The sequence below is a fragment of the Microbispora amethystogenes genome, from assembly GCF_016863015.1.
GTDB lineage: Bacteria > Actinomycetota > Actinomycetes > Streptosporangiales > Streptosporangiaceae > Microbispora > Microbispora amethystogenes.
The window spans coordinates 300,119-324,757 of sequence record NZ_BOOB01000014.1 but is presented as its reverse complement, the minus strand read 5'-3'; the positions used below and the strand labels follow the sequence as shown (position 1 = coordinate 324,757).

General features: G+C 71.9%; 20 protein-coding genes and 1 other RNA gene. 15 read left to right on the top strand and 6 right to left on the bottom strand.

Annotated features, from left to right (window positions below; all coding sequences use genetic code 11):
- Nucleotides 1-682 precede the first annotated feature (682 nt).
- From Mam01_RS11075 to Mam01_RS11055, 5 genes are all read left to right on the top strand, one after another.
- Complete coding sequence (locus tag Mam01_RS11075) at nucleotides 683-994, top strand: DUF6247 family protein (RefSeq protein ID WP_204285260.1); 312 nt, start codon at nucleotides 683-685, stop codon at nucleotides 992-994.
- An 819-nt stretch (nucleotides 995-1,813) separates the two neighbouring features.
- The gene (locus Mam01_RS11070; RefSeq protein ID WP_204285259.1) at nucleotides 1,814-2,005 is read left to right on the top strand and encodes a DUF6229 family protein; all 192 of its coding nucleotides are present in this window, start codon (nucleotides 1,814-1,816) and stop codon (nucleotides 2,003-2,005) included.
- A 54-nt stretch (nucleotides 2,006-2,059) separates the two neighbouring features.
- The gene (locus tag Mam01_RS11065; RefSeq protein WP_204285258.1) at nucleotides 2,060-2,245 is read left to right on the top strand and encodes a DUF6229 family protein; all 186 of its coding nucleotides are present in this window, start codon (nucleotides 2,060-2,062) and stop codon (nucleotides 2,243-2,245) included.
- A gap of 19 nt (nucleotides 2,246-2,264) precedes the next feature.
- Nucleotides 2,265-5,141, top strand: a complete 2,877-nt coding sequence (locus tag Mam01_RS11060) for a type 2 lanthipeptide synthetase LanM family protein (protein WP_204285257.1) — start codon at nucleotides 2,265-2,267, stop codon at nucleotides 5,139-5,141.
- Between the two features lie 364 nt (nucleotides 5,142-5,505).
- Nucleotides 5,506-6,162, top strand: coding sequence for a maleylpyruvate isomerase N-terminal domain-containing protein (locus tag Mam01_RS11055; RefSeq protein ID WP_204285256.1), 657 nt, complete (start codon nucleotides 5,506-5,508; stop codon nucleotides 6,160-6,162).
- Between the two features lie 76 nt (nucleotides 6,163-6,238).
- Here Mam01_RS11055 and rnpB read toward each other — a convergent pair.
- Nucleotides 6,239-6,629: RNase P RNA component class A (gene rnpB / locus Mam01_RS11050), an RNA gene on the bottom strand.
- 192 nt (nucleotides 6,630-6,821) lie between these two features.
- Between rnpB and Mam01_RS11045 the strand changes: the two genes are divergently transcribed.
- The 4 genes from Mam01_RS11045 to Mam01_RS11030 all read left to right on the top strand — a co-directional run bounded on the left by Mam01_RS11045 (nucleotide 6,822) and on the right by Mam01_RS11030 (nucleotide 11,037).
- The gene (locus Mam01_RS11045; RefSeq protein WP_204285255.1) at nucleotides 6,822-7,808 is read left to right on the top strand and encodes an ATP-binding cassette domain-containing protein; all 987 of its coding nucleotides are present in this window, start codon (nucleotides 6,822-6,824) and stop codon (nucleotides 7,806-7,808) included.
- Nucleotides 7,805-8,578 carry a hypothetical protein gene (locus tag Mam01_RS11040; RefSeq protein WP_204285254.1) on the top strand — a complete coding sequence of 258 codons (774 nt, stop codon included), beginning with the start codon at nucleotides 7,805-7,807 and terminating at the stop codon, nucleotides 8,576-8,578. Before Mam01_RS11045 ends, Mam01_RS11040 begins: the two co-directional genes overlap by 4 nt.
- Before the next feature lie 66 nt (nucleotides 8,579-8,644).
- Nucleotides 8,645-9,355, top strand: coding sequence for a response regulator transcription factor (locus tag Mam01_RS11035; protein ID WP_204285253.1), 711 nt, complete (start codon nucleotides 8,645-8,647; stop codon nucleotides 9,353-9,355).
- Nucleotides 9,352-11,037: a sensor histidine kinase gene (locus Mam01_RS11030; protein WP_204285252.1), complete on the top strand. Its 1,686-nt coding sequence runs from the start codon at nucleotides 9,352-9,354 to the stop codon at nucleotides 11,035-11,037. The genes Mam01_RS11035 and Mam01_RS11030 overlap by 4 nt, the downstream gene beginning before the upstream one ends.
- Nucleotides 11,038-11,143: 106 nt before the next feature.
- On the opposite strand, the gene Mam01_RS11025 is transcribed toward Mam01_RS11030, so the two are convergent.
- Genes Mam01_RS11025 through Mam01_RS11015 form a run of 3 tightly spaced genes read right to left on the bottom strand, consistent with a single transcriptional unit; the run spans nucleotide 11,144 to nucleotide 14,222 of the window.
- On the bottom strand, nucleotides 11,144-12,556 hold the full coding sequence (locus Mam01_RS11025; RefSeq protein ID WP_204285251.1) for a bifunctional RNase H/acid phosphatase: 1,413 nt from the start codon (nucleotides 12,554-12,556) through the stop codon (nucleotides 11,144-11,146).
- A gap of 60 nt (nucleotides 12,557-12,616) precedes the next feature.
- Nucleotides 12,617-13,357 (bottom strand): zinc ribbon domain-containing protein, encoded by a 741-nt coding sequence (locus Mam01_RS11020; protein ID WP_204285250.1) that lies wholly within the window; start codon nucleotides 13,355-13,357, stop codon nucleotides 12,617-12,619.
- A gap of 10 nt (nucleotides 13,358-13,367) precedes the next feature.
- Nucleotides 13,368-14,222, bottom strand: coding sequence for a Nif3-like dinuclear metal center hexameric protein (locus Mam01_RS11015; RefSeq protein ID WP_239101214.1), 855 nt, complete (start codon nucleotides 14,220-14,222; stop codon nucleotides 13,368-13,370).
- An 85-nt stretch (nucleotides 14,223-14,307) separates the two neighbouring features.
- On the opposite strand from Mam01_RS11015, the gene Mam01_RS11010 reads away from it, so the two are divergent.
- The 3 genes from Mam01_RS11010 to Mam01_RS11000 are packed head-to-tail and all read left to right on the top strand — an operon-like array spanning nucleotide 14,308 to nucleotide 17,617.
- Nucleotides 14,308-15,387 (top strand): dipeptidase, encoded by a 1,080-nt coding sequence (locus Mam01_RS11010; protein ID WP_239101213.1) that lies wholly within the window; start codon nucleotides 14,308-14,310, stop codon nucleotides 15,385-15,387.
- The gene (locus Mam01_RS11005) at nucleotides 15,384-16,592 is read left to right on the top strand and encodes a M20/M25/M40 family metallo-hydrolase (RefSeq protein ID WP_204285249.1); all 1,209 of its coding nucleotides are present in this window, start codon (nucleotides 15,384-15,386) and stop codon (nucleotides 16,590-16,592) included. The genes Mam01_RS11010 and Mam01_RS11005 overlap by 4 nt, the downstream gene beginning before the upstream one ends.
- A complete protein-coding gene (locus tag Mam01_RS11000; RefSeq protein WP_239101212.1) occupies nucleotides 16,589-17,617 on the top strand; it encodes a GNAT family N-acetyltransferase in 1,029 nt (342 codons plus the stop codon). The genes Mam01_RS11005 and Mam01_RS11000 overlap by 4 nt, the downstream gene beginning before the upstream one ends.
- A 152-nt stretch (nucleotides 17,618-17,769) precedes the next feature.
- On the opposite strand, the gene Mam01_RS10995 is transcribed toward Mam01_RS11000, so the two are convergent.
- Both Mam01_RS10995 and Mam01_RS10990 read right to left on the bottom strand, forming a co-directional pair.
- Nucleotides 17,770-19,440 carry a thiamine pyrophosphate-binding protein gene (locus Mam01_RS10995; protein ID WP_239101211.1) on the bottom strand — a complete coding sequence of 557 codons (1,671 nt, stop codon included), beginning with the start codon at nucleotides 19,438-19,440 and terminating at the stop codon, nucleotides 17,770-17,772.
- Between the two features lie 90 nt (nucleotides 19,441-19,530).
- Nucleotides 19,531-20,628, bottom strand: a complete 1,098-nt coding sequence (locus Mam01_RS10990) for a 2-hydroxyacid dehydrogenase (protein WP_204285248.1) — start codon at nucleotides 20,626-20,628, stop codon at nucleotides 19,531-19,533.
- Between the two features lie 291 nt (nucleotides 20,629-20,919).
- On the opposite strand from Mam01_RS10990, the gene Mam01_RS10985 reads away from it, so the two are divergent.
- Genes Mam01_RS10985 through Mam01_RS10975 form a run of 3 tightly spaced genes read left to right on the top strand, consistent with a single transcriptional unit; the run spans nucleotide 20,920 to nucleotide 24,638 of the window.
- Nucleotides 20,920-22,755 (top strand): SCO2524 family protein, encoded by a 1,836-nt coding sequence (locus Mam01_RS10985; protein ID WP_204285247.1) that lies wholly within the window; start codon nucleotides 20,920-20,922, stop codon nucleotides 22,753-22,755.
- Nucleotides 22,756-23,670 carry an SCO2523 family variant P-loop protein gene (locus Mam01_RS10980; protein ID WP_204285246.1) on the top strand — a complete coding sequence of 305 codons (915 nt, stop codon included), beginning with the start codon at nucleotides 22,756-22,758 and terminating at the stop codon, nucleotides 23,668-23,670.
- Nucleotides 23,667-24,638 (top strand): SCO2522 family protein, encoded by a 972-nt coding sequence (locus Mam01_RS10975; protein ID WP_204285245.1) that lies wholly within the window; start codon nucleotides 23,667-23,669, stop codon nucleotides 24,636-24,638. Before Mam01_RS10980 ends, Mam01_RS10975 begins: the two co-directional genes overlap by 4 nt.
- Nucleotide 24,639: the final 1 nt, after the last annotated feature.

Sequence of the window (24,639 nt, the reverse complement as noted above, 5' to 3'; positions counted from 1 at the left end):
ACATGTCCGCCTGGGCGATTCCGAACCTGCGCAGCGTCTCCCGCTCATCGTGGCCGCGGACGAACGTGACCGTGTATATATCCTCCCAATCGCTCTGCCAGGCGTAGTCGTCAGCGGTGGCGGGGGGCATCAGCTTTATCCCTTCGGTTCTTCCCTGACCTCTCGATCAGGCTGACAAGCAACGAATGGTAGTCATATCCGAGCTCGTCAAGACGGGTGCGGACCCACTGAGCACTCGGGCCGTCTGCTCCTTGTAGAAGGTGTCGGCGGATCCTGAAAAACTGGTTCTGGCACTAATTCTGTGATCTTCCCGCGCTCAGCTGCCGGTATCGGCAGGCCACCATGGTGCGTCAGCACGTGCGGCCAGCGCTGGAAGGACCTGGCCCGGAGAAGGTGCGGCTGCCCGAGAGAGCTGTGCCCGCCCCGCACCCGGGCCAGTGAAGCTCCGGCTCGAAGCGCTGGTCGCCTCGGGAACGAAGGACGTCTGGGTCACCACCAGGTTCCAGCAGGGCGACTGGTCAAGCCGGGAGCCGTCCCTCCTGCACTGGGACGGCGGGGCTCGTGGGGAGACGTTCCACTTCCAGGGAAGTGGAACAGGCATCCTGGGAGTGCCACGTTCTGTCCGGCCCGCTCGTTGAGCTGAGATGGCACAAGTTGACCGGGCAGGAGGTGATCTGTCGTCATGACCGTCCAGCGGCACGACAATCCCCATCCGCAGATTGAGCGAACCTTCACCGCCGTGCGCGCGGCCCTGCCCTCGGCCAACGTCGCCGCGTTCGACGCCGAACTCGAAGAGATCACCCACGCGCCCGTCGTCAACTTGGCGGCGTTGGATGACTTCCTGTCCGCGTGGTGGCGCATCGCCGCCCGTGCCACCGCTGATCCGTCCGACTGGCACCGGATGCACCGAGAGGCCGAGCAACTACAGTCCGGTGCGCGTGCGGCAGGCCCGACACTGGCCGAGGTACTGGCCCGCCGCGGAGTCCAGCGGTAGGTATACACCATCCGAATGGGCGCGACGTTGCCGAAGCCCAAATCGACGACCTGTCCGACGCCGAGATCAATGTCCTACTGAAGATCTACGAAGTCCTCCAGCTGACTCCCGACAATGGCCGCAAGCTCAGCCCAACCGGCAACATGCCGGTATCCCACCCCAGTCGTGCGGAGGAGACCTTAGGCGGCGACCGCGGCCAGGGCTGCTGCCCAGACCACCGGAGGCGCGGCGACCTCACGACCAAGGCCCCGAACCATGTGTGAAGGGCCGCATAGCGCCCAAGCGGTGGATCATGTGCTGCGCCCGGAGGGGGCGCTCGGGCCGGGGCGGCGCGCCGCCGGAGGGCCGTATTCACAAATCGCGATAATTGCCGCCCGCAATATGTGGAGAATCTCCGGTACATTGGTGGGAAATGTGGCCGGACGCCCGTGGCCGGGGCTGTTCGCCGCCGCCTGCCGCGCTCCCGAACAGCGGAAACCTTCTCACGGCCTCCCCTTCCGTATCAAAGCGGTTCGCTGGGTCGTCCCGCACATAAGCGCCGTCGCCGAGGTGGTGGTCATGGCCCGTTGCGGGACGAAACCCCCCTGACGTGCGCTGTCGTCCCATTGGTGGGCGTGGGTGGATGGTGTGGAGGGTGGCCGGTCTCGCTCGCGTGTTCCGGACATCCCGTCGGCGTCTAGGCAAGCTCCGTCACAGTCAACCGCAGCTTTCGCCATTTCTGCTTAATGCCGACGAGTCTACATTTCGCTCGCTATGTATTGATTTTTTCGATCGGCCGACTAACGCTGATCGGGACGCCTGGCCATGGAGGGAGTAAGAATGCCTGTCACTCTGGATCGCTCTGAGGAGATCGTCTCCGCGTGGCGCAGCGGAGCCGACGTCGAGGGCTGGGACAGCCCGGCCGGTCCGCTGTTCATCGGCGAGTACGCCGAGTCGGAGATCACGCTGACGGCCCTGGACACGCAAAGGCCGAGCTCGTGCACGGGCGCCCACACCATTGCCTGCTGCTGATCGCACCTACCCGGTCAATGCGGATCGGGACGCACAGTCACGAAGGGAGTAGCAATGCCTCTCACACTGGATCGCTCTGAGGAGATCGTCTCCGCGTGGCGCAGCGGAGCCGACGTCGAGGGCTGGGACAGCCCGGCCGGTCCGCTGTTCATCGGCGAGTACGCCGAGTCGGAGATCACGCTGACGGCCCTGGACACCCGGATGGCGAGCTCGTGCACCTGCAGCCGCTTCTGCTGCTGACCAAGGAAGGATGATCCGGATGGCCGGGGACTTCGACCCGTCGCTGGACTTTTTGACCGCACCGGCGCTGGCCGGGCTGTCCGCCACGCTGGGATCGATCCCCGGCCTCACGGAGGCGGAGGCCCGGCTGATATGCCAGAGAACCGCCGAAGCGCTGGAGGAGACCGTCCGCCTCAAGGTCAACAGGGTCCTGCTGCTGGAACTCAACGCCGCCAGGATCAGCGGAAGGCTGACCGCCGAAACGCCGCAGCTGCGGTGGCAGGAGTGGAAGGCGACGGCCGCGACGCCCGAGTTCTGGCTGTCCCTGACCGAGCACTACCCCACGATGCTGTCCAGGCTCGGCACGATCACCGACAACAGGTGCGCCGCGGCCGTGGAACTGGCCCGCAGGTTCGCCGCCGATCGCACGGCGCTCACCACACTGCCCGGCGGTCTCCGAGGCGAGCTGGTCGGAGTCGACTTCGGGGAGGGAGACAGCCATCGCGGAGGGCACAGCGTCGCCGTCCTGCACGGCTCGCAGGGCAAGGTGGTCTACAAGCCCCGGTCCCTCGCCGTGGACAAGGCGCTGGCGCGGCTGATCGACCGCCTGGCACCTCAGCTGCCCGCCGGTAGCCGCATCCGGGTACCCGACGTGCTGATTCGCCAGGGGTACGGCTGGGCGGAGCACATCCAGCACCGCTACTGCGCCGACGAGACGGAGCTGCGGTCCTTCTACCACGGTGTCGGGCACTGGCTGGCGCTGATGCGGCTGATCGGCGGCAGCGACCTGCACATGGAGAACCTCATCGCGGCCGGTCCCGAGCCCGTCGTCGTCGACTGCGAGACGCTGTTCACCCCGCACGTCCCGGCCAAACCGTCCGGATACGGCGACGCCGTCGACCAGGCGACCGACCTGCTCAGCGGATCGGTGCTGCGCACCGGACTCCTTCCCGGACGCGGCGTCTCGCTCGCCTGGCGCGGCGTAGACATGTCCGCCGTCGGAGGCCTGCCTGGCCAGCAGCCGTACACACAGATGCCGGTCGTCGTCGACGCGGGCACGGACATGGCGAGATTGGGAATGGAACGGGTCGAGCTGGGAGCGGTGAGCAACCACCCGAGCCCCGATCCGATCCTCGTCCACTACTGGGACCTGGTGCTGTCCGGATTCACCGAGCTGGCCGAGCACCTCGACATGCTGGATCGGCGGGGTGAGCTCGCCGGGCTGCTCACGGACTTCGCCGACCGTCCGATCCGGGTCGTGCTCCGCGCCACCGAGGCGTACGCCGAGCTGGCCCGCATGTTGTGGCACCCGGCCTCACTGCACGACGAGCCGACCGCGAGGGGCAAGGCGGCGGGGTTGCTGGCCCAGCATGCCGAGAACCTGCCCGGCGCGCCGTCGGACCCCGAGGTGATCGACGCCGAGGTGGCCGAGTTGCTGGTCGGCGACATCCCCTTCTTCGCCACAACCCCTGCTCGCGGCCGTCTGGACGGCCCTGGCGGAACCTCGTACGGAGACGAGCAGGACCTCATCGCGGACGCGCTGCGGCGCTGGCGCGACCGCGACGCGGCCCTGGACCGCGAGGTGATCCGGTCCGCTCTGGTCAGCGCCTACCTCAATGAAGGGTGGATGCCTGCCAACAAGCGTATGGCCGTGCCTCTCATCCGGCACCAGGACCTCGAGCGGCGCCGGCGCCGGATCGCGGCCGGGATCGCCCGCAGCATGCTTGACACGGCGGTCCGGGGCGACGACGGCACCGCCACCTGGACCGCGCCGGTGCTCACCTCCGACGGCTGGTTCGTACAGTCGCTGTCTCCCGACGTGTACGGCGGGGCGTACGGGGTCGCCATCACTCTGGCCGCCTACGTGAGTGAGACCGGGCAGGGCAGGGCCGACGAGGTGCCGGGGCTGGACAAGCTGCTCGCCGATCTCCTCCATACGATCAGGCTGGCCGAGGAGCGCGACGCGGAGGCACGCCGCACCGGCCCGCGGCGCCGCCCCACCACCCCAGGCGGCTACGTCGGCATCGGCTCGCAGATCTGGAGCTGGCTGCTGCTGCGCAGGCTGGGCACCGTCGGCTCGGAGGAGGCGGTCGCCCGGGCCGGCGCCCTGGCGGGGCAAGTTCCCGAGGCGGTGGCCGCCGACGGGGTGTACGACCTGCTCACCGGCATGGCAGGCGCCATCGTGCCGTTGCTCCGCCTGTCGGAACAGACCGGTGACCAGCAGTGGTCCACACAGGCCGACCGCATCGGGGAGCGCCTGCTCTCACTGGCCCACATCGACGACCGGGGAGCACGCTGGCCCAGCACCGCCTTCCCACAAGGGTTGGGCGGGGTCTCACACGGCGCCACCGGGATCGCCTGGGCGCTGGCCCGGCTCGCCGACAGTGCCACGGCCGGCGCTGCGGACTTCCGCGCACTGGCAGACAGGGCCTTTCTGTACGAGGAGTCACTGTACGACCCGGCGGAGAAGGGCTGGCGTGACCTGCGTGAAATGGACGACCATCGCGTGACCTCCAGCGCATGGTGTCACGGAGCCGCCGGCATCGGCCTCGTCGCGGCCGACCGGCTGGCCCGCGAAGGTGACCCGCGCTGGGCGGACGTGCTGCGCCGGGCCGCCGCGTCGTCCTGGTCGAGGGGCATCGGCTGGAACCACACGCTCTGCCACGGAGACCTCGGCACCTGGGAAATCGTGCGCCTCGCGATCGATGTGGGTGTCGGGCCCGAAGAGCTGACTCCGGAGTACCTCGCCGCGTACATGATCGGCAGCATGGACGAGCACGGCCCGGTGAGTGGCCTTTCACGTGACGCCTTCAGCCCAGGTCTGATGCCGGGAGTGGGCGGCATGCTCTACCAACTACTACGCCTGCACCCCGACACCTCCCTCCCTTCCGTCCTGCTCCCAGACCCGGAGAACTGACCGCCCCGTCTCCTCTCCTGCCCGCCCGGGGAAACAGTGTGGATCGCCACCGGCCGACCCGCGGACTGGCCACCAGGCGATGTCTACCACCTGGGTACTGACGACGTTATGGTCGTCTTCACCACCGAGTTCACCGCCAAGGTGGGCATTCACGTCACCCGCTTATCAGAGTGATCGAGCCGGCAGCGGTCCGTCCAGCTTCTGACGATCCGTTGCTTGTGCCCGACCTTCTGCTTACGAGGACAGGTGCCTCGTCGGGTCGCGGTGAGGCGCTTCGTCTTGTACGCGGGTATCTTGATCGCGGGGCGGACCGACCGTAGGAATGCGCTTGTCCGCCCGCGCGGCGCCGAAATACCGTACCGACGTGGATCTCTTCGCGCGTTCGTGGACGGAGTTGCGCAGGGCGGTCGCCCAGCTTCCGGATGAGGCCTTCGCCCAGCGGTCGGGCTGCGCCGGCTGGCTCGTGCGGGATCTGGTGTGCCATCTCGTCCTCGACGCGCAGGATGTCCTGATCACACTGGCGACCCCCGCGGAAACGGAACCGACCCGCGACGCGGTGACCTACTGGGAGGTCTCCGCGACGCCGCCGACCGGTGATGATCCACTCGACGCGCTGGTCGTCCGGCTGGCCGCCGCGTACGAGGAGCCATGGCTGCTCAAGCTCCACCTTGACGATGTCGGCTCCGCCGCGGGCCGCGCCGCTGAGCTCACCGACCCGGACCTCCGGGTCGGGACCCGCGGCGAGGTCCTCACCGTAGGCGCGTACCTGTCCGTGTACGTCATGGAGTGGACGCTGCACCACCTCGACCTGGTCGCGTACTTGGCGGACGTGCCGGAACCGCCCGCGGAGGGGCTTGCCCGGTCTCGCGAGATGCTGGAGAAGATCGCGGGGAGCGCGTTTCCCCCGTCGTTCTCAGACAAGGACGCGCTGCTGGTCGGCACCGGACGGCGAGCCGCGACGGACGCGGAGAGGACCGAACTGGGCGAGCTGGCCACGAGGCTCCCGCTCGTCCTCGGATAGCCATACGACCGCGGCTCCCAATCGGCACGTTGCCCAACGGCGGCATCGCGCATGCCGGTCCTCAGAGGGTGACTGGTGGACGAGTCGGCCTGTAGGCCGGGTTCTGTGGTCAGCCACGGGGGCTGACCGGCGGCCATCCATCTAGGACCGCCGTTGCCGGCGGCCTCAAGCGGTCTACCCGCGCGGCTCGGGCGGGCAGCCCTCGAACGTCGCGCGCGGGACGTTCCGGAGAACGTCCCTTCTTGACCTTGCTCCAGGTGGGGTTTACCGAGCCGCCCACGTCACCGTGGGCGCTGGTGGTCTCTTACACCACCGTTTCACCCTTACCCCCGTGAAGGGGCGGTCTGTTTTCTGTGGCACTGTCCCGCGGGTCGCCCCGGGTCGGCGTTACCGACCACCCTGCCCTGTGGAGCCCGGACCTTCCTCGGCAGGGCGCGAGGCCCTGACGCGGCCGCCCGGCCGGCTCGTCCACCGTGAAAGTAAGCCTATCGGCTCCCGCTCCATTCCCCGGCACGGCCGGAGGTCCTGTGATGATTCTGCGAGTTCTCCGGCCCGAGCGGGCGGCCGGCGGCAGCGGCGCAGGCCACCGACGCACCGCTCACAGAGATCTCACAGACTCTCTCCCGGAACGCGAAGACGGGTGGGCCAGCCTGCTGCACATGATTGAGATACGCGGACTGACCAAGCGCTACGGCGACGTCACGGCCGTCGACGGCCTGAGCTTCGACGTACGGCCGGGGGTCGTCACCGGCTTCCTCGGCCCGAACGGCGCGGGCAAGACGAGCACGATGCGGATGGTCCTCGGCCTCGACAGGCCGACGAGCGGAAGCGCCACGATCGGCGGACGGCGCTACGCCGACATGCCCACGCCGCTGCGCGAGGTGGGCGCGCTGCTCGACGCGCACGCCGTGCATCCGTACCGGAGCGCCGTGAACCACCTGCTGACCCTGGCCCGCAGCAACGGCATCGGCCGGGGCAGGGTCGAGGAGGTGCTCGGGCTGGTGGGGCTGGCCGACGTCGCGGGGCGCCGCCCGGCCGGGTTCTCCCTCGGCATGAAGCAGCGCCTCGGCATCGCGGCGGCGCTGCTCGGCGATCCCGGCGTCGTGCTGCTCGACGAGCCCGTCAACGGCCTCGACCCGGAAGGAATCCGCTGGATCCGCGGGCTGACGCGCGATCTGGCCGCCGAGGGCCGGACCATCCTGCTCTCCAGTCACCTGATGAGCGAGATGGCGCTCACCGCTGATCACCTGGTCGTCGTCGGCCGCGGGCGGCTGCTCGCGGACACCGGTCTCGACGCGTTCGTACGGTCCGCGGCCCGGGAGACGGTCGTCGTGCGCACGCCGGGCGCGCGACGGCTCGCCACGCTGCTCGAAGAGGCCGGCGCGACCGTACGGCATGGCGCCGGGGACGAGTTGCTGGTGACGGGGATGTCCAGCGCCGCGGTCGGCGACGTCGCCGGCGCGCACGGCGTCGTCCTGCACGAGCTGACGCCACGGCGGGCCTCCCTTGAGGAGCCGTACCTCGAACTCACCGGCGACAGCGCCGATTTCGCCTCGGCCGCCGCCCGGCCCGCGGCCCGCTCCGAATCGGAAGCCGGAGCCGCGACCACCACCGCGTCCATGACCACCAGCGGAGCCGCCCGATGACCGCGTACGACATCCTGCGTTCGGAGTGGGGGAAGTTCCGCAGCATCCGGGCGACGCTCGGGTGCCTGGCCGGCGCCCTGGTGACGACCGCGGCGTACGGCTATCTCTTCGGGCTGTCCTCCGCCCGCCAGTATCTGGCCGGGTCGGCGGCGGACCAGGCGGCCTTCGACCCCACCGAGACGGGCTTTCGCGCTCTCGTGCTCGCGGGGGTGCTCGTGAGCGCGGTCGGCGTGCTCGCCGTGACGTCGGAGTACGCCTCGGGGACGATGCGGGTCAGCGTCGCCGCCGTACCCAGACGGAGCCTGCTGCTCGGCGGCAAGGCCGCCGTCGTCGCGGTGGTCGCGCTTGTCGCCGGGCCGCCGATGGCGCTGGTGTCGTTCACGCTGAGCCAGATCTCGCTGGCCGCGCGGAACGTGCCGAGCGCGGGCCTCGGCGATCCGGGCGTGCTCGCGGCCGTCGCGGGCGCGGGCCTGTTCACGGGACTGGTCGGACTGTACGGCGTGGCGCTCGGGTTCCTGCTGCGCAGGTCGGCGGGCGCCGTCTCGTTGGGGACGTTCCTGCTGATCCTGCCCGGCATGGCGGCCCTGTTCCCGGACGCGATCGCCGAATGGATCGTCGTCTGGTGGCCGAGTGCGGCGGGCGCGCGGGTGTTCGCGGTCCATCCGGGGCCGGACGGGCTGGCCCCGCTCGCGGGGATCGGGGTGCTGGCCGCCACCGTGCTCGCGCTGCTGTGCGCGGCCGCCGCCGTCTTCCGGACGCGGGATGTCTGAACTGAAGTCAGGTGATCCTGGGGTGATGGACCTATCCTGCCGCTGACCGACGAAGGGAGGCCGGGAGTGGACGGGCGGCGCCTGCTCGTGGTCGACGACGAGCCCGTGGTGCGGGAACTGCTGGCGGCCACGCTGCGCTTCGCGGGATACACGGTGACCTCCGCCGCGACGGGGTCGCAGGCTCTCGAGGCCGCGGGGGCCGAGCCTCCCGATCTCGTCCTCCTCGACGTCATGCTGCCCGACATGGACGGGTTCGAGGTCATCCGGCGGCTCCGGGACCGTCCCCGCCCGCTGTCCGGGGATCGTCCGGGACAGGTGCCCGTCCTGTTCCTCACCGCGCGGGACACGACCCAGGACAAGATCAACGGCCTGCGTCTGGGCGGCGACGACTACGTGACCAAGCCCTTCGACCTGGAGGAGTTGCTCGCCCGGATCGAGGCCGTGCTCAGGCGGGCCGGGGCGGCCCCGGAGGACCGTACGCTGCGGGTGGCCGACCTCGAACTCGATCCCGACGGCCACCAGGTGACGCGGGCGGGCGTTCCCGTACGGCTGTCGCCGACCGAGTTCCGCCTGCTGCACTACCTGATCGTCAACGCCGGGAGGGTCGTCTCCAAGGCGCAGATCCTGGAGCACGTCTGGCGGTACGACTTCGCGGGCGACACCAGCATCGTGGACACGTACGTCAGCTACGTGCGGCGGAAGATCGACAAAGCCGGGCCGAAGCTGATCCACACCATGCACGGCGTGGGCTACGTCCTGCGCGGGCCGCGCCCGTGATCCGCCGGACGCCACGCGGCAGGAGCCTGTCGCTGCGGGGACGGCTCCTGCTGATCACCCTGGCGCTGCTCGCGGCGGGCCTGACGGTCAGCGGCGCGGTCGCCGTCGCCACGCTCAGGGCCCATCTCATCGAACGGGTGGACCTTCAGCTGGGGCCGATGGCGACGCTGTTGTCGCGGGTCCCCGCCCTGATGGTGACCGCCCCGCTCCCCGGGCAGAACCGGGTGCCGCTGAGCGCCCTGCCCGGCATGGACCTGATCGACCAGGTGTATCTGGCGTATCTGCGGGCGGACGGGACCGTCGAGCAGGAGGGCGGCCCCTGGCTGCGGGGGCGCGGTCCGGAGCTCCCCCGGCTCGACGCCGCGGCGGTCCGCCGGCTGGGCGGGCGGCCCTTCGACGCCAGGGACGACCACGGCGCCGCGTGGCGGGTCGTCGCCGTCCCGCTGGCCGCGCCCGGCTCGACGCCACCTCGGCCCGTGGCATCCGGCCAGACGCCTGACGAACCGGCAGGGAGCGCGGCCCAAGCGGCCACGACTGAAAGCGGCACGATTGGTGGGGGGACGGTCGTCGTGGCCGCGTCGCTCGGCGGGGTCAGGTCGACCGTCGGCCGCCTGACGCTCGTCTGCGCCGCGACCGCCGCCGCCCTCCTGACATCGCTCGCCGTCATCGGCTGGTTCGCCGTACGCCGGGGGCTGCGGCCGCTGCGCGCGATAGAGCGGACGGCGGCGGCGATCGCCGCGGGCGACCTGTCCAAGCGGGTGCCCGTCCCGGCCGCCCCGCACACCGAGATCGGGCGGCTGGCCGCCGCGCTCAACACGATGCTCGCCCAGCTGGAGGCGGCGTTCGCCGGGCGGGAGCGGTCGCAGGCCCGGATGCGCCGGTTCGTCGCGGACGCGAGCCACGAGTTGCGCACGCCGCTCTTCGGGATCAAGGGGTTCGCGGAGCTGCACCGGATGGGCGGCCTGCCCGACGTCGACCACACCCTCGGCCGGATCGAGAGCGAGGCGGTGCGCCTGGTCCGGCTCGTGGAGGACCTGCTCCTGCTGGCCCGCCTCGACGAGGGCGATGACGCCCTGCCGATGGACCTCGCGCCGATGGACCTGCGGACGCTCGCCGCCGACGCGCTCCACGACCTCCGCGCGCTCGACCCCGGCCGTACGGTCACGCTGACCGGACCCGACGGGGGACCGGCCGGGGCCGCGCCGGTGCGCGGCGACGAGGCGCGGCTGCGGCAGGTGGTCTCCAACCTGGTGGGCAACGCCGTCGCCCACACGCCGCCGGGCACCCCGGTCCGGATCGGCGTCGGCACGGTCCACTCCAGCACGGGCGATTCCAGCACGGGCGACTCCGGTACGGGCGGCGCCGAGGGCGTCCTGGTGATCGCCGACGAGGGGCCGGGGCTGCCGCCGGAGGAGGCGGAGCGGGTCTTCGACCGCTTCTACCGCGTGGACGGGTCACGCAGCCGCGGCGGCGCGGGAGGGGCGGGCCTGGGGCTGGCCATCGTCCGGTCGATCGTCGCCGCCCACGGCGGGCGGGTGGAACTGCGGACCACGCCCGGCGCCGGGGCGGCCTTCCGCGTCGCCCTGCCCATCCATCCGGCGAGCCCCCTGAAGAGCAGCCCGGCGAGCGACGCGTCCGCTTCGCCGACTGGCGAGCGTCGACCCCGCCCCGCCTCCCGGTGAGCCAAAGACAAGCGCCGCGTCAGCCCTGCCGGTGAGCGGGCATCAGCCGACCCCGCACTCGGTGGCCGCTCCGAGAGAGCCGTGGCCACTGCGCCGGGCGGTGACCTCAGCCGAGATGCGACGTGTCGTTGAACGTGCGTACGACTGAAGGACCGTCGGCGTAGTAGTCGATCGCCGACAGGCAGGCCAGATCGAGGTGCATCCGGTAGAGGGCCTCGGGCGGCGCGCCCAGGGCAAAGCGGATCAGCGTCTTGATCGGGGTCACGTGGGAGACCACGACGACGCTGCGGCTCTCGTGGGCCTTCAGGATGCGTTCCCTCGCCTGCTCGACCCGCCGGGCGGTCGAGGCGAAGCTCTCGCCGCCGGGCGGCGCGACGCCGGGATCGGCCAGCCAGGCGGCCAGCTCGTCGGGCCAGCGCCGCTGGATCTCCGCGAACGTGTACCCCTCCCACACCCCGAAGTCGGTCTCGCGCAGGTCCTCGTCCACCAGCACCGCCGAACCCGTACGGGACGCCACGACCTCCGCCGTCTGCCGGGCGCGGGCGAGCGGGGAGGTGACGATCACCTCCACCCGCTGTGACCGGCGGGCCAGGCGCGCGGCGGCGGCCTCGGCCTGCGCGAGCCCGGTCGGGGTGAGCTCCGGGTCGCCGAGCCCGGAGAACCGCTTCTCGATCGAGAGCGGCGTCTGCCCGTGCCGGAGCAGCAGCAGCGACGTGGCGGTCCGGGTGGCCCCGGGCATCCAGCCGTGCCCGCGCCGGTCGTCGGCAGCGGCGACGTTCCCGCCCGCGCCCGTGACGCCGCCCGTCGTGCCTCTGCCGGAACTCGCCAGGCTGCCCGCGGTGTCTCCACCCTGACCCCCGCCGGAGCCCGCGACGCCGGTTGCGCCCCCAGCTCTCCGGTCGCCGCCGGAGTCCGTGCCTCGAGCCTCGCGGTCCTCACGCGGTCGCGCACCGCGTCCCACCGGCGCGGCCCCGCCGGAGGCACCGATGCCGAAGGCCGGGAAGAGCGTGCCGGGATCGGACAGGTCGGTGCCGGGGCCCACGGCGGGCCCGGGGGCGGGTGGGGGCTGCGGGGCGGAGGCGGCCGGGCCCGGCCGCCAGGTCTCCCCCCGGGCGGCGGCGTCCATGGCCTCGTTGGCGAGGCGGTCGGCGTGGGCGTTGCGCTCCCGGGGGATCCATGTCCAGGTGACGCGCAGACGCCGGGCCAGGGCCGCCGCCTCCAGGGCGAGCGGGCGCAGTCCCTCGTGCTTGACCTTCCAGCGCCCGGCCATCTGCTCGATGACCAGCTTGGAATCCATCCGCACCTCGACCCGGGCCCCCTCCGCGCCGAGCGCGAGCAGCGACCCGAGCCCGGCGATCAGCCCGCGGTATTCGGCCACGTTGTTGGTCGTGGTGCCGATCGACTCGGCCGCCTCGGCGAGCACGTGCCCGGCCTCGTCCTTGACCACCGCGCCGTACCCGGCCGGGCCGGGGTTGCCCCGCGACCCGCCGTCGGCCTCGACGACGTATCCCCCCGTCATCCGCGCACCCCCGTCACCCGCAGCCCCTCGTCGCCCGTTCGTCCGATCACGCGGCCGGTGTCACAGCCCGGACTCGGCCGTACGGACGAGGATCCGGCGGCACTCCTCGCAGCGGACCACCTCGTCGTGGGCGGCGGCCCGGATGCGGTTGAGGTCGGCGATCGACAGGCTCGTACGGCAGCCGAGGCACCGGCCGCCGTGCAGCATGGCCGCGCCGACGCCGCTCTGCTCGCGCAGCTTCTCGTACAGGGCGAGCAGGTCGGCGGGAATGTCGGCGGAGACCGTAGTCCGGCGGCCGGTCAGCTCGCCGCCCTCCTTGTCGATCTCGGCGAAGGCCGCGTCGCGGCGTTCCTCGGCGGCCCGCAGCGTCCCGGTGACCTTGTCACGCTCGGACCTGAGCGACTCCACCTGGGCGTCCGCCGCCTCCCGGCGCTCCATGATCTCCAGCACGACCTCCTCCAGGTCCGACTGCCTGCGCCGCAGCGAGGTGATCTCGGACTGGAGGCTCGCCAGGTCCTTGGGCGAGGAGACCTGCCCGGAGTCGAGGCGCTTGGTGTCGCGGTCGACCCGGACGCGTACGGCGTCGACGTCCGACTCGGCCTTGGCCTGGTCGCGGGCGAGGTCGCCGGCCTCGGTCTCGGCGGCGATGACCTGGGTGGCGAGCCGCGCGAGCCTCTTGGACAGCTCGTCGATCTCGGCCAGGTCGGGCAGGGTGCGGCGGCGGTGCCGCACCCGGTCGAGACTCGTGTCGAGCTCCGCGAGATCGAGCAGACGCTTCTGTGCTTCCGGTGCGGCCTTCATCCCAAATCCCTCAAGATGCTCGGGGGTCCAAGTCGGTGGTCGTCGCCGTCCAGGCGTCGGTGACGGCGCCCGAGACGCGCGCCTCAACACTAATGCCACCTGCCGCCAACACTGACGTCAGACGCTCGGCGGCGTCGGCGAGCCAAGGCCATTCGGTGGCCCAGTGAGAGGCGTCGACGAGCGCGGGCCCGCCCGCCTCCAGGTGTTCGCCGGCCGGGTGGTGCCGGAGGTCGGCCGTGAGATAGACGTCCACTCCCGCCGCCCGGGCCGTGCCCAGGAGGGAGTCTCCGGCGCCGCCGCAGACGGCGACGGTCCGCACCGTGCGGTCCGGGTCGCCCGCGACGCGGAGCGGAGCCGCCGTACGCGGCAGTCCGGCGGCGGCCAGCGCGGCGAACTCCCGCAGCGGCATAGGGGCGGGCAGGTCCCCGATCCGGCCGAGCCCCCGGCGCGGGTCGTCCGCGGCGGGCTGGAGGGGCCGCAGGTCGCCCGCGAGGCCGACGGCCCGCGCGAGCGCGTCGGAGACGCCCGGGTCGGCCACGTCGGCGTTGGTGTGCGCGGCGTACAGCGCGGAGCCGCCCCGGATGAGCCGGTGGACGACCCGGCCCTTGAAGGTGGTCGCGGCGACGCTCGTGGTGCCGCGCAGATAGAGCGGGTGGTGGGTGACGACGAGGTCGGCCCCCCAGGCGAGGGCCTCGTCGACGACGACCGCGACCGGGTCGACGGCGAAGAGGATCTTCCGTACGGGCTGCCCGGGGTCGCCGCAGACGAGGCCCACCGCGTCCCACGACTCGGCCCAGGAGGGGTCGTACAACGCGTCCAGCCGCGCGACGACCTCGGCGAGGGCGCAGGAGGAGATCGAATCCACCCGCGCACACTACAGCCTGGCCGCGGGGTGGCCCGGGAAAGGTAACGTCCCATTCGAGGACTCGACACAGGGAAGGACCCCCGCCGTGCCCGATGGTCAGCAGAGCCCGCACGACAGACTCGTGGTCGCCGACACTCACAACGACCTACTGATGGCCGTCTCCGCCAGACCTCCGGAGATCTGGTCCTCGTTCTTCCGCGACCGATGGCTGCCCCAGCTCGTCGAGGGCGGGGTCGACGTGCAGGTGCTGCCGGTGTTCGTGGACAGCTGGTTTCGCCCCGAGGGGGCGCTGCGCCAGACCCTGCGCATGATCGAGTGTGCCCACGTGCTGGCCGAGGGCAACCCGGACGCGGTCGCGCTGTGCCACGACGGGCAGCAGATCGACGAGGCCCTCGCCCTCGGCAGGATCGCCCTGGTCCTCGCCCTGGAGAGCATGCCCGGGATCGACGAGAGCGTGGAGCTGGTCCCGACCCTGCACCGGCTCGGGGTCCGCGTCGCGTCGATCGCCCACTGGGGCCGTACGGCTCTCGCGGACGGCAGCGGCCAGGACGGCACCGGCTCCCGGCTCACCAGCCACGGGGTCCAGGCGCTGCGTGAGATGGAACGGCTCGGGATGCTCTTCGACATCTCGCACCTGGGCGCGACGGGGGTCGCGCACGTGCTGGAGATCGCGGCCCGGCCGGTCATCGCGACCCACTCCTCGGCCCGCGCCCTGCGCGACCACCACAGGAACCTCACCGACGAGCAGCTCAGGGGCGTCGCCGCGGGCGGTGGCGTGGTCTGCGTCAACTTCCTGGCCGCCTTCCTCACCGAGGACGCCCGCTCGGCCACCGTCGACCATCTGGTGGACCACATCGAGCACGTCGCCTCCGTCGCCGGGATCGACCACGTGGGCCTCGGCCCCGACTTCATGCGCGAGGTCACAGAGGACCTCACCCCGCCGTGCTGCGAGGGCTTCGCTTATTCGGGGATCGACGCCGGCGCGGCGATCCCCGGCCTGGAGGGGCCGCGCGGACTTCCGCTGGTGACCGACGGGCTGGTCAAGCGGGGATTCTCGGAGGAGGAGATCCAGAAGATCCTGGGCGCGAACGTGATGCGCCTGTTCCGGGCCGAGCTGGGCCGGCCGGCGCCCGAAGGGGCGGGAGAGGGACAGCCCGCGCGGTGAACCTGGACGCGATGCTGGCCGACCTCGAAGAGCTCGTGCTCTGCGAGTCGTACTCCAGCGACCACGAGGCGGTGGCGCGCAGCGCCCGGGTCGTGGCCGCGCAGGGCCGCAGGCTGCTCGGGGCGGACCCGGAGATCCTGGTGATCGGCGGGGTGACGCACCTGCTCTGGTCGTTCGGCGCCCCGCGGGTGCTGCTGCTCGGCCACCACGACACCGTCTGGCCCGTCGGCACGCTGCGCGAGCACCCCTGGTCGGTCGCGGACGGCGTGGCGCGGGGGCCGGGTGTCTTCGACATGAAGGCCGGGCTCGTGCAGCTGTTCCACGCGGCGGCCTCGCTACCCTCCCCCGACGGCCTCAGCGTGCTCGTCGTCGGCGACGAGGAGCTCGGCTCGCCGACCTCCCGCCCGCTGATCGAGTCGATCGCGGCGCGGTGCGCCGCCGCGTTCGTGCTGGAGGCCAGCGCGGACGGCGGCGCGCTCAAGACCGCGCGCAAGGGCATCTCGCGGTACGAGCTGATCGTGCACGGCCGGGCCGCGCACGCCGGGCTCGAACCCGAGCGGGGCGCCAACGCCGCCGTGGAGCTGGCCCATCAGGTGCTGGCCGTCGCGGCGATCGGCGACCAGGTCGGGTCGTCGTCCAGGGCGGGGGCCACGTCGGTCACCCCGACCATGCTGGCCGCCGGGACGAGCACCAACACCGTGCCCGCGCGGGCCCGGGTGGCGGTCGACGTGCGGGTGCCCGACCAGGCCGCGCAGCGGCGGGTGGACGAGCTGATGCGCGCGCTCACCCCCCGCACCCCGGGCGTACGCCTTGAGCTGCGCGGCGGGCCGAACCGCCCGCCTCTCGACCCCGCCGCCTCCGCCGGGCTGTTCGAGGTCGCCGTACGGACCGCGCGTGAGCTGGGCATGGCCCCGCTGCGCGGGGTGACGGTCGGCGGCGGCTCTGACGGCAACTTCACCGCCGGGGCCGGCTGCCCCACGCTCGACGGCCTGGGCGCGGTCGGCGGCGGCGCGCACGCCGCCGGAGAGCACGTCGTGGTCGCCGAGATGCCGGTCCGGGCCCGCCTGGTGGCCGCGCTCACCGCGTACGTCCTGGCCGGCGGGACCGCCGGATCCCCGGGCGGCGGGGACACGGTGGACGGCGACCCCGGCGCTCCTCCCGGCCTCGCGGGGACCGGCCGTCCGGAAGCCGGGGAGTGCGCGTGAACGCGGGCGGCAGGGAGATCGGCGGGCCGCGTACGCCGCGCGGCAGCGAGATTGGAGGGCCGCGCCCGCCGCGCGGCGGGCGCGCCGCCGACGCCGGCCGCCAGGCGCGGGCCGTGGCGGCGCGCAGCGGCCTCCGCATCGCCGAGCTGAGCACGAACGACGAGTTCGGCCGGGTGGTCCGGCTGTTCGACGGCATCTGGCACCCCGAGCCGTGGAACCCGCCGGTCACCGCGGAGCTGATGCGGGCGCTGTCGCACGCGGGCGGATACGTCGCGGGAGCGTTCGACGGACCCGATCTCGTCGGGGCGTGTGTCGGCTTCCTCGCCGCGCCCGCGGGAGAGGTGCTGCACTCGCACGTGACGGGCGCCGTGCGGCCGGGCGCCGGATTCGCGCTCAAGCTGCACCAGCGCGCCTGGGCCCTGCGGCACGGGCTGAGCCGGATCACCTGGACCTTCGATCCGCTGGTCCGGCGCAACGCCCATTTCAACCTGGCCAAGCTCGCCGCACGGCCGGAGGAGTACCTGCCCGACTTCTACGGCTCGATGGGCGACGCCCTGAACGCCGGGGACGAGTCCGACCGGCTCCTCGCGGTCTGGCGGCTCGGCGCTCCGGCGGTGGCGCGGGCCTGCGCCGGTGTGCCGTACCGCCCGGCGAGCACGGACGGCGCGGGCGCCGCGCTGGCGGATCGGGACGATCGGCCCCTGGTGCTGCGTACGGACGCCCCGGCGGTGCTCGTCGCCGTGCCCGCGGACATGGAGACGCTACGCCGCCACGACCCCGGGACGGCCGCGGCGTGGCGGCACGCCGTACGCGACGTGCTCGGCGGCCTGATGGCGGAGGGCGGCCGGGTGACGGGCTTCGCCGACGGCTGCTACGTCGTCGAACGGCGGCCCGGCCGGCGATCCGGCGGCCTCGGCCGCGCTCCGGACGGAGGCGCGGACGGAGGTCCGGATCGTGGTACGGACGGCGGTGCGCGCGGTCGGGGCGGCGACGCGAGCGGGGGCGCGGGCCAGCCGGGAAGGTGACGATCGGGACGGCCGGGTGCGTGGACGCCACACACCCGGCTAGTGGGTTGTCCACGAACCTTGGCCGGGTCGGTCACTGCGCCGGAAGGAACCTCCGGCCCTCGCGAAGCCCGCTTGGCTGGGCCCTCGCTCCCTTCCGCTCCGCTGTCGCGCTAATCCCCCTCGGGTACGGCGATCACCGTGGGCACGGGGGCGTGCAGGGCCTCGGCGACCGCCTCCTCCAGCTCGCCGGGCGTCTTGACGGCGAGGCCCCGCGCGCCGAACGCGGCGGCGAGGGCGGGGAAGTCCGGCGCGTGCAGGTCCACGGCGACCGGGGTCATGCCGCGGGCGAGCATCTCCTCCCGGATCTCCCCGAAACCGCCGTTGAGGGACACCACGATCGGCAGGCTCAGCCGCAGCTCCACGGCCGTGGCCAGCTCCTGCAGGGTGAACTGGAACGCCCCGTCGCCAGCCAGCGCCACCACCGGCCGGTCGGGCCGGCCGAGCTTCGCCCCGATGGCGGCCGGCAGCGCGAAGCCCAGCGTCCCGAAACCGGTGGGGAACAGGAACCGGCCGGGCGGGTCCATCGGCATGCCGACGAGCGCGCCGTGGTAGACGAACATGGAGTTGTCCCCCACCACGACGGTCTCCGGCGGCATGGCGCGGCGCAGCGCCGCGAGCTGGCCGGACCATCTGCGGACCAGGTCCTGGAGCTCCGTCTCGTGGCCCACGCCCGGCTCCCCCTCCGGGCCGGTCGCGTCCCCCTGCCCACCGGCCCGCTCGCCAAGGCGTCCATCGAGCCGCACGCCGAGCCGCTCGGCCAGGCCGCGCATGGCGCGCTCGGCGTCCGCGACGATCGCCACATCGGCGACGTGGTCACCGTGCATCTGCCCGGGGTCGATGTCGATCCGTACGAGGCGGCCGGTGAGGGCGAAGGGGTCCTCCCACAGGTCGGCGGGTCCCAGCTCGGTGCCGACGGCCAGCACGATGTCGCATTCGGCGAGCCAGCGGCGGACGGCCGCGAGGTGCAGCGTGGCGCCGAGCGCCAGCGGATGGCTCTCCGGCACCGCGCCCTTGCCGTTGACCGTGGTGACGACCCACGCGCCGAGCCGTTCCGCCAGGCGCATCGCCAGGCGGCCCACCGGCGGCTCGGCGGCGCCCGGCCGCTGGGCGCCGCCGCCCAGCACGAAACCCGGGCGGCGCGCGTCACGCAGCAGCCTGGCCGCCTCGTCCAGGGCCGGTGGATCGGGCTCGCGGGGCGTGACCCGGTACGGCGGGACGATCTTGACGTGGGCTTCCAGGTCGAGCAGGTCGGCGGGGATCTCGACGTGGACCGGCCGGGGGCGGCCCTCGGCGAAGTGCCCGAAGGCGCGGGCGACGGCGGCGGGGATCTCCCGCACACTCGTCACGCGGTGGCTCCAGTCGCACAGGGCGTCGATCGCCCCCGACTGGTCCCTGCTCTCGTGCAGGTAGCCGCGGCCGTCGCGAGGATGGCCGGTCGGGACGCCCGGGGAGACGAGCAGGATCGGGGACGAGTCGGAGTACGCCTGCCCGATCGCCGTGGCCGCGTTGACCACACCGGGACCGGTGGTGGTGACGACGACCCCGGGCCCGCCGGTGACCCTGGCGTACCCGTCGGCTGCGTATCCCGCGCCCTGCTCGTGCCGCGGCGTGACGCATCGCACGCCGGCGCGGGAGAGTTCCTGGTAGATCGCGAGGTTGTGGGTGCCCGGTATGCCGAAAATCGTGTTGATGCCGTGCGCCGTCAGCGTCTCGACCAGGGCACGGGCACCGGTGATCTCGGCGGGCGTCCCCTTGGAATGAATCGGGTCCTCGGTGGCCACGTCACTTCCCGGGGAGAGAAGGGGTTTACAGAGAGGTTTGCCTCCAAGACTTCCCCTCTTACGCGCTGTGTACGCTCTTCCGGCAGCGAATTATGATGACTGTCCGCATGTCACCCGAGGTGCCTCCCCGCACTTATCACGACGGTTGCCCACCTCGTACTGATCTGTCCCATTTGTCAGGTAATTATCAATGGACGCGACAGCTTGAGTGATCATGCGGTTCATCGTCTCCTGGGTATGGGAGGCGATGTGCCCGGTCACGAGAAGACGGTCGCCGAAATCCCGGCGCAATTTCGACCCGATGTCAGAGTCAGGATCGTAGAAGCCGTCGAAGACCGCCATGCGTACCCGCTCGTCTCTCAGCCCGGCGTACAGGGCGTAGGGATCGACGATCGCCGGGCGCGCGGTGTTGACGATGACCGACCCCCGCGGCATCAGGTCGATCACCGACGAGTCGATCATCGACCTGGTCTCGTCGGTCTCCGGCACCATGACGACGAGGATGTCGCTCACCTCGGCCAGCTCGGACACCGATCCCCGATAGCAGAGGCGGCCTTTCCGTTTCCGCTCGAAATCCGCCCTCCGAGTGCGGCTGTGGTAGGTCACGGTCGCGTGAAAGCCGTCGCACAGGATCTCGGCGATGCGCCGACCGTTCGCCCCCATTCCGAGGATGCCGACGCGACGGGCGCCCAGCTCGTGCGGCATCTCGCCGGGATTCTTCCAGCCGGGGACCGGCGGGCCCAGATGGTGGGGGATCAGCCAGTTGGCGTTGATGATCTGGCCCACGGTGAACGCCGCGACCGCGTCCGTCGCCGCCCCCGGGGTGTTCGTGACGGCGATGTTCAGCTCGTCGGCCGTCGGCACGTCGATGAAGTTCTCGTAGCCCACCCCCACGAAGGCGATCACCTTCAGGGCCCCCGCCTTACGCAGCACGCCGCCGGTCGCCCGCTCCTCGCCTCCGTGAAGGTAGGCGCGCACGTGCCGCCTCAGGTGGTCGCCGAGCCTTGCCTCGTCCAGCGGGCCGGGCAGGTGCAGCACCTTCAGGTTGTGCCGCTCCTCCAGCGGCGCCAGCAGCTTCGTGTCAATACCGGCGCCGGTGACGAGGACCATTTCGTCCCGCTCCGGCGCCTGTAGGCCACCCTCCCGTGACGTCGCGGCATCGCCGAATGGTTCGGCCCCGACAGCCACTGGGTGGACCATTAGGTATCTCTCGGTTCAGGACCCGCCTCTTAGTGATTTCCGTAGGCTCCGGAATCACCGCAGCCCAGCTGGAATGCCAATTATCGCGGGTGGTTCTAGCGACGAAGTGCGAGTTCAATGATATACAGAATATTGATAGCCATGTGCCGGTACGCACCAACTCCTCGCAAGGAACTTTCCAGGTGGGCCGCGGGAACACCAGTGCTCGGCCCGCCCCCCAGGTAACAGCCCCTTATAGGCGACCCGAGGCAAGCGAAGGCAGCGCAAGAGAGGGCCCGTATGAGACTCCAGCCGCGACAGCAGCTTCTGGAGCTGTGGGAGGCGGCCGCCCGCGCCTCCTACCGGAACGGCGCCTGGGCGTGGGGCGGCCGGGACGGGTCGAACTCCATCTCCGACGCCGAGCAGCTCCTCTGTTTCATGTACCCCGCCTCCGAGCTGCCGGGCTTCCGGCTGGACACGCCGAACGAGACCGGCGACGACGTGCTGGCCGCGCTCACCGTGCTCGGCGACTCCGTGGAGATCCCCAAGCTGCTGCTCAAGGTCATCGGCCAGTACCTGCGCAAATACACGGCCGAGGACGGGCGCCCGATCTTCTCCGGCGGCAGCTACTTCCGCACCCAGGAGGACGACGCCAAGGTCACCCCGGAGCAGCTCCAGCTCGACGTGGTCGACTCGTTCTCGATGTCGGTCACGCTCACGCTCGGCACACTCGGCTTCCTGAAGGTCTTCCGCCAGAGCGTGCGGCGCCAGGACATTCGCAGCGAGATCCGCGAGCTGGAGCACCTGGCCGGCAAACGCCTCTCGGCCGCGATGGCGGGCCTGCTGCGCAGCTTCACCGTCAACGCCTTCGACCCCGCCTCCCCGGCGGGCCGCGCACTGCTGCGCACGGTGAACCAGACCGGCGCGCCCACCCGCCGGGTGCTCGACGACCTGCGGCGCGAGCTGCGGCCGGTGCGGGCGGGCCTGCGCGACCTGACGATCGGCTCGGGCAGCCAGGTCGACCTGGAGAACGAGAACCTGCTGTTCGAGTGCGGCTGGACGTGGGGCATCGTGAAGGACGCGCCCGCCGTCGTCACGCCGCTCGACATCGGCCCCCAGCCGGAGGGCGTGGCCGCCGACACGCCGTTCCTGTACTTCACCGTCAACGCCCTCGTCGGCATCGCCGACCTGTTCTCTCCGCGTACCAGAGTCCTGAGCCTGCTCAACGACGACCAGATCACGCTCGCCGAGGCCATTCAGCGCCGCTGGGACCTCACCCAGCTCTACTGGCGCACCATCGCGACGTACGGGCGGGGCACCTGGCCGCTGGAGGACATCCCCTGGCGGACGGTCGACGAGAAGGAGTCGGACTACTACAGCCTCGGCGTCACCGCCATGGTGGTGCAGAGCCTGGTGAACAACCGGTCGGCCGAGGTCGACCTCGACCGGGTCGGCGCGGTGCTGGAGGAGCTGGCCATCCGCGCCAGGATCATCCGCAGGGCGGTGCCGGGCGACCCGCCGGTGCTCATGCACTCCCCCGGTGTTCCGGTCAACCTGCACGGCAGCGACGCGCTCGGCCCGCACCTCCTGTGGATGGTGTCCGACTTCTCCATCACGCTGCTGAAGCGGACGATCTGGGCCGCCAGCATCGCCCAGAACACCCGCATGCGGGAGCGGCTGCTCACACTGGCCGACCAGATCTGGCGGCACATCCTGCTGCGCCGCCACACCGGCGGCCCGGCCGCCGGCCTGTGGGACCAGCCGGGCAACGTCTTCACCGACATCGAGCTGCGGGACGAGGAGCCGTCCTGGTACTTCTCCGAACGCGTCGCCGAGTTCCTCGTCGCCGCGGCCCTCGCCAGCGGGGAGCCGCCGCTTCGCAGCCCGCAGCTCGTCGAGCTGGCCTACCAGATGCTCGGGGAGGCCGAGCACCTGCTCGACCAGGAGATGGTCACCCGGCCGCTGGTGGCCGGGCAGACGATCCAGCCCAAGCTGCGCACGATCCAGTCCGCGCTCCAGCGGGCCAGGACGATCATCAGCGACCGGCCCGCGACGGCCCAGGCGCTGATCAACGACGCGCTGCTCGACCTCGAACGGCTCGCCGCCGCCCGCGACAGCGCGTCGGAGGCGATCTGAGTGCTGGTCTTCGCGATCTCGGACAAGGGCGGGACCGGGCGCTCGGTCACCGGCACCAACATCGCCTACCGGCACGCCCTGCAGGGCAACGACGTCTGCTACCTCGACTTCGACTTCGGCTCACCCACCGCCGGAGCGATCTTCAGCGTCAGCGCGGTGGCGCGCGGCACGCGGGAGAACGGCCTGCACGAGTACCTGCGGGGCGACTGCCCGCAGCCGCGGCGGGTGGACGTGTGGGCCGAGTCCGACCGCGAGGGGCTGCGCACCCGCCCGCCGGGCGCGGGACGGCTCATGCTGCTGCCGGGCAGCGAGGGCGGCGGTGAGCTGTCCGCGCTCACCGAAGAGGTCGTCGGGCGGTGTGTCCAGCTGTTCGGACGGCTGGAGGAGGAGTTCGACCTGTGCATGGTCGACGTCAGCGCCGGCCGGTCGTTCACCGCCGAGCTGGTCCTGGCGGCGACCGTCCGGATGCCCGCGGTCCCCTTCCGCTGGCTGGTCTTCCACCGCTGGACGCGCCAGCACATCATCGCGGCCGACGGGCTCGTCACCGGCACGGACGGGTTGTTCGACGTCGGCACCCGGTTCGGGCACGACCCGGAGGTCCTGCGCGACCGCATCCGCTTCGTGCGCACGGCCGTGCTGGAGCCCGACGCGGCGGAGCTGGTCGGCCTGCGCGACGAGCAGCGGGCCTGGCTGAGCGCCTGCGACAGCGAGCTGCGCGAGCTCGCGGGCCGGCACGGCGTCGGCCGTACGACGATGCTGGGCAAGGTGCCGCTGGACCCGGTGCTCCAGTGGCGCGAGCAGCTCATCACCGACGAGGACGTGCTCGCCAGCAAGATCGCCAACGTCGAGACCGCCGCCGCGTTCGACGATCTCGCCAAGAAGATCGTCGACGACAACGCGTGGGAGGGTCTGTGACGCCGGTGCACGCGACGTTCGGCGAGGTGGCGGCAGAGCGCAGGATCGCCTCCGTCCCCCTCTCGCACGTGTCCGTCGAGCTCGGGCACCTCTACATGGAGGACTTCGAGGCGGGCCCGGCCCGGTTACGCGAGCAGTTCCGCAGGGTCGCGCCGTGGCTCGCCACCATCCGTTCCGTGTGGCGGGAGCGGGTGCCCGGGGGCCGGGCCCGGGTGAGCACCTGCTTCCTCGTCGACGACTACTTCAGCCGGTTCAGCACGCCGGCCGAGCTGGTCCCGATGATCCTGGAGGCGGCGGCCGAGCACGACCTGACCATCGACTACCTGGCCCGAGAGTCGGCGTGCGCGCAGTTCGAGGACGGGCGGTCCGGAGCCGTGGAGCTGGCCCGGCTGGTGGAGGACCGCCTCGTCGACGATCCGCCGCCGGACACCGACGGGTCCCGCCCGCCGGTGAAGGAGACGGGCTGGCTGTGCAACGGCTCCCGCTCGCCCCTCACCACCCCGCTGCAGGCGATGGGGAAGGCCCGGCCCTGGGAGCCTCCCACCCAGAACGCCAAGCGCGGCCACTCGATCTTCGTGGACGTGGAGCTGTGGGACGAGAGGGGGGCCCGGCGCACCTGGTCGTGCCCCTTCCTCGCCGCCGTCTGGCAGCTCCTGCGGCTCGGCCTGCTGCGCGCCGAGGGCCGGGTGCCGCTGCCCCCGGTGCCCCTGGAGGGAGCCTGGCCCGGCGACTGGGACCGGCTGCCCGCCGTCGTCCGGATCAACCCCCAGGCCGCGCCGTTCAGCGCGTACACCACGCTTTCCGTCCTCTCCCCCCGGTTCCTGCCCGTCGAGCTGGCCGTACGGACGATCCTCAGCCAGGTCGCGGTGGACGACGAAGTCCTGCGGCAGGTCGCGGCCCGGAGTGAGAGCGAAAGAGTCCGGCTCGAAGAAGAGCTCGTCGACCGCGTCTCCTACGTCTTCACCTGAG

What these genes read in the sequence shown, in the direction of transcription:
- Mam01_RS11075 (WP_204285260.1), top strand. Translation starts at nt 683, where the DNA reads ATGACCGTCCAGCGGCACGACAATCCCCATCCGCAGATTGAGCGAACC.
- Mam01_RS11070 (WP_204285259.1), top strand. Translation starts at nt 1,814, where the DNA reads ATGCCTGTCACTCTGGATCGCTCTGAGGAGATCGTCTCCGCGTGGCGC.
- Mam01_RS11065 (WP_204285258.1), top strand. Translation starts at nt 2,060, where the DNA reads ATGCCTCTCACACTGGATCGCTCTGAGGAGATCGTCTCCGCGTGGCGC.
- Mam01_RS11060 (WP_204285257.1), top strand. Translation starts at nt 2,265, where the DNA reads ATGGCCGGGGACTTCGACCCGTCGCTGGACTTTTTGACCGCACCGGCG.
- Mam01_RS11045 (WP_204285255.1), top strand. Translation starts at nt 6,822, where the DNA reads ATGATTGAGATACGCGGACTGACCAAGCGCTACGGCGACGTCACGGCC.
- Mam01_RS11040 (WP_204285254.1), top strand. Translation starts at nt 7,805, where the DNA reads ATGACCGCGTACGACATCCTGCGTTCGGAGTGGGGGAAGTTCCGCAGC.
- Mam01_RS11025 (WP_204285251.1), bottom strand. Translation starts at nt 12,556, where the DNA reads ATGACGGGGGGATACGTCGTCGAGGCCGACGGCGGGTCGCGGGGCAAC.
- Mam01_RS11020 (WP_204285250.1), bottom strand. Translation starts at nt 13,357, where the DNA reads ATGAAGGCCGCACCGGAAGCACAGAAGCGTCTGCTCGATCTCGCGGAG.
- Mam01_RS10985 (WP_204285247.1), top strand. Translation starts at nt 20,920, where the DNA reads ATGAGACTCCAGCCGCGACAGCAGCTTCTGGAGCTGTGGGAGGCGGCC.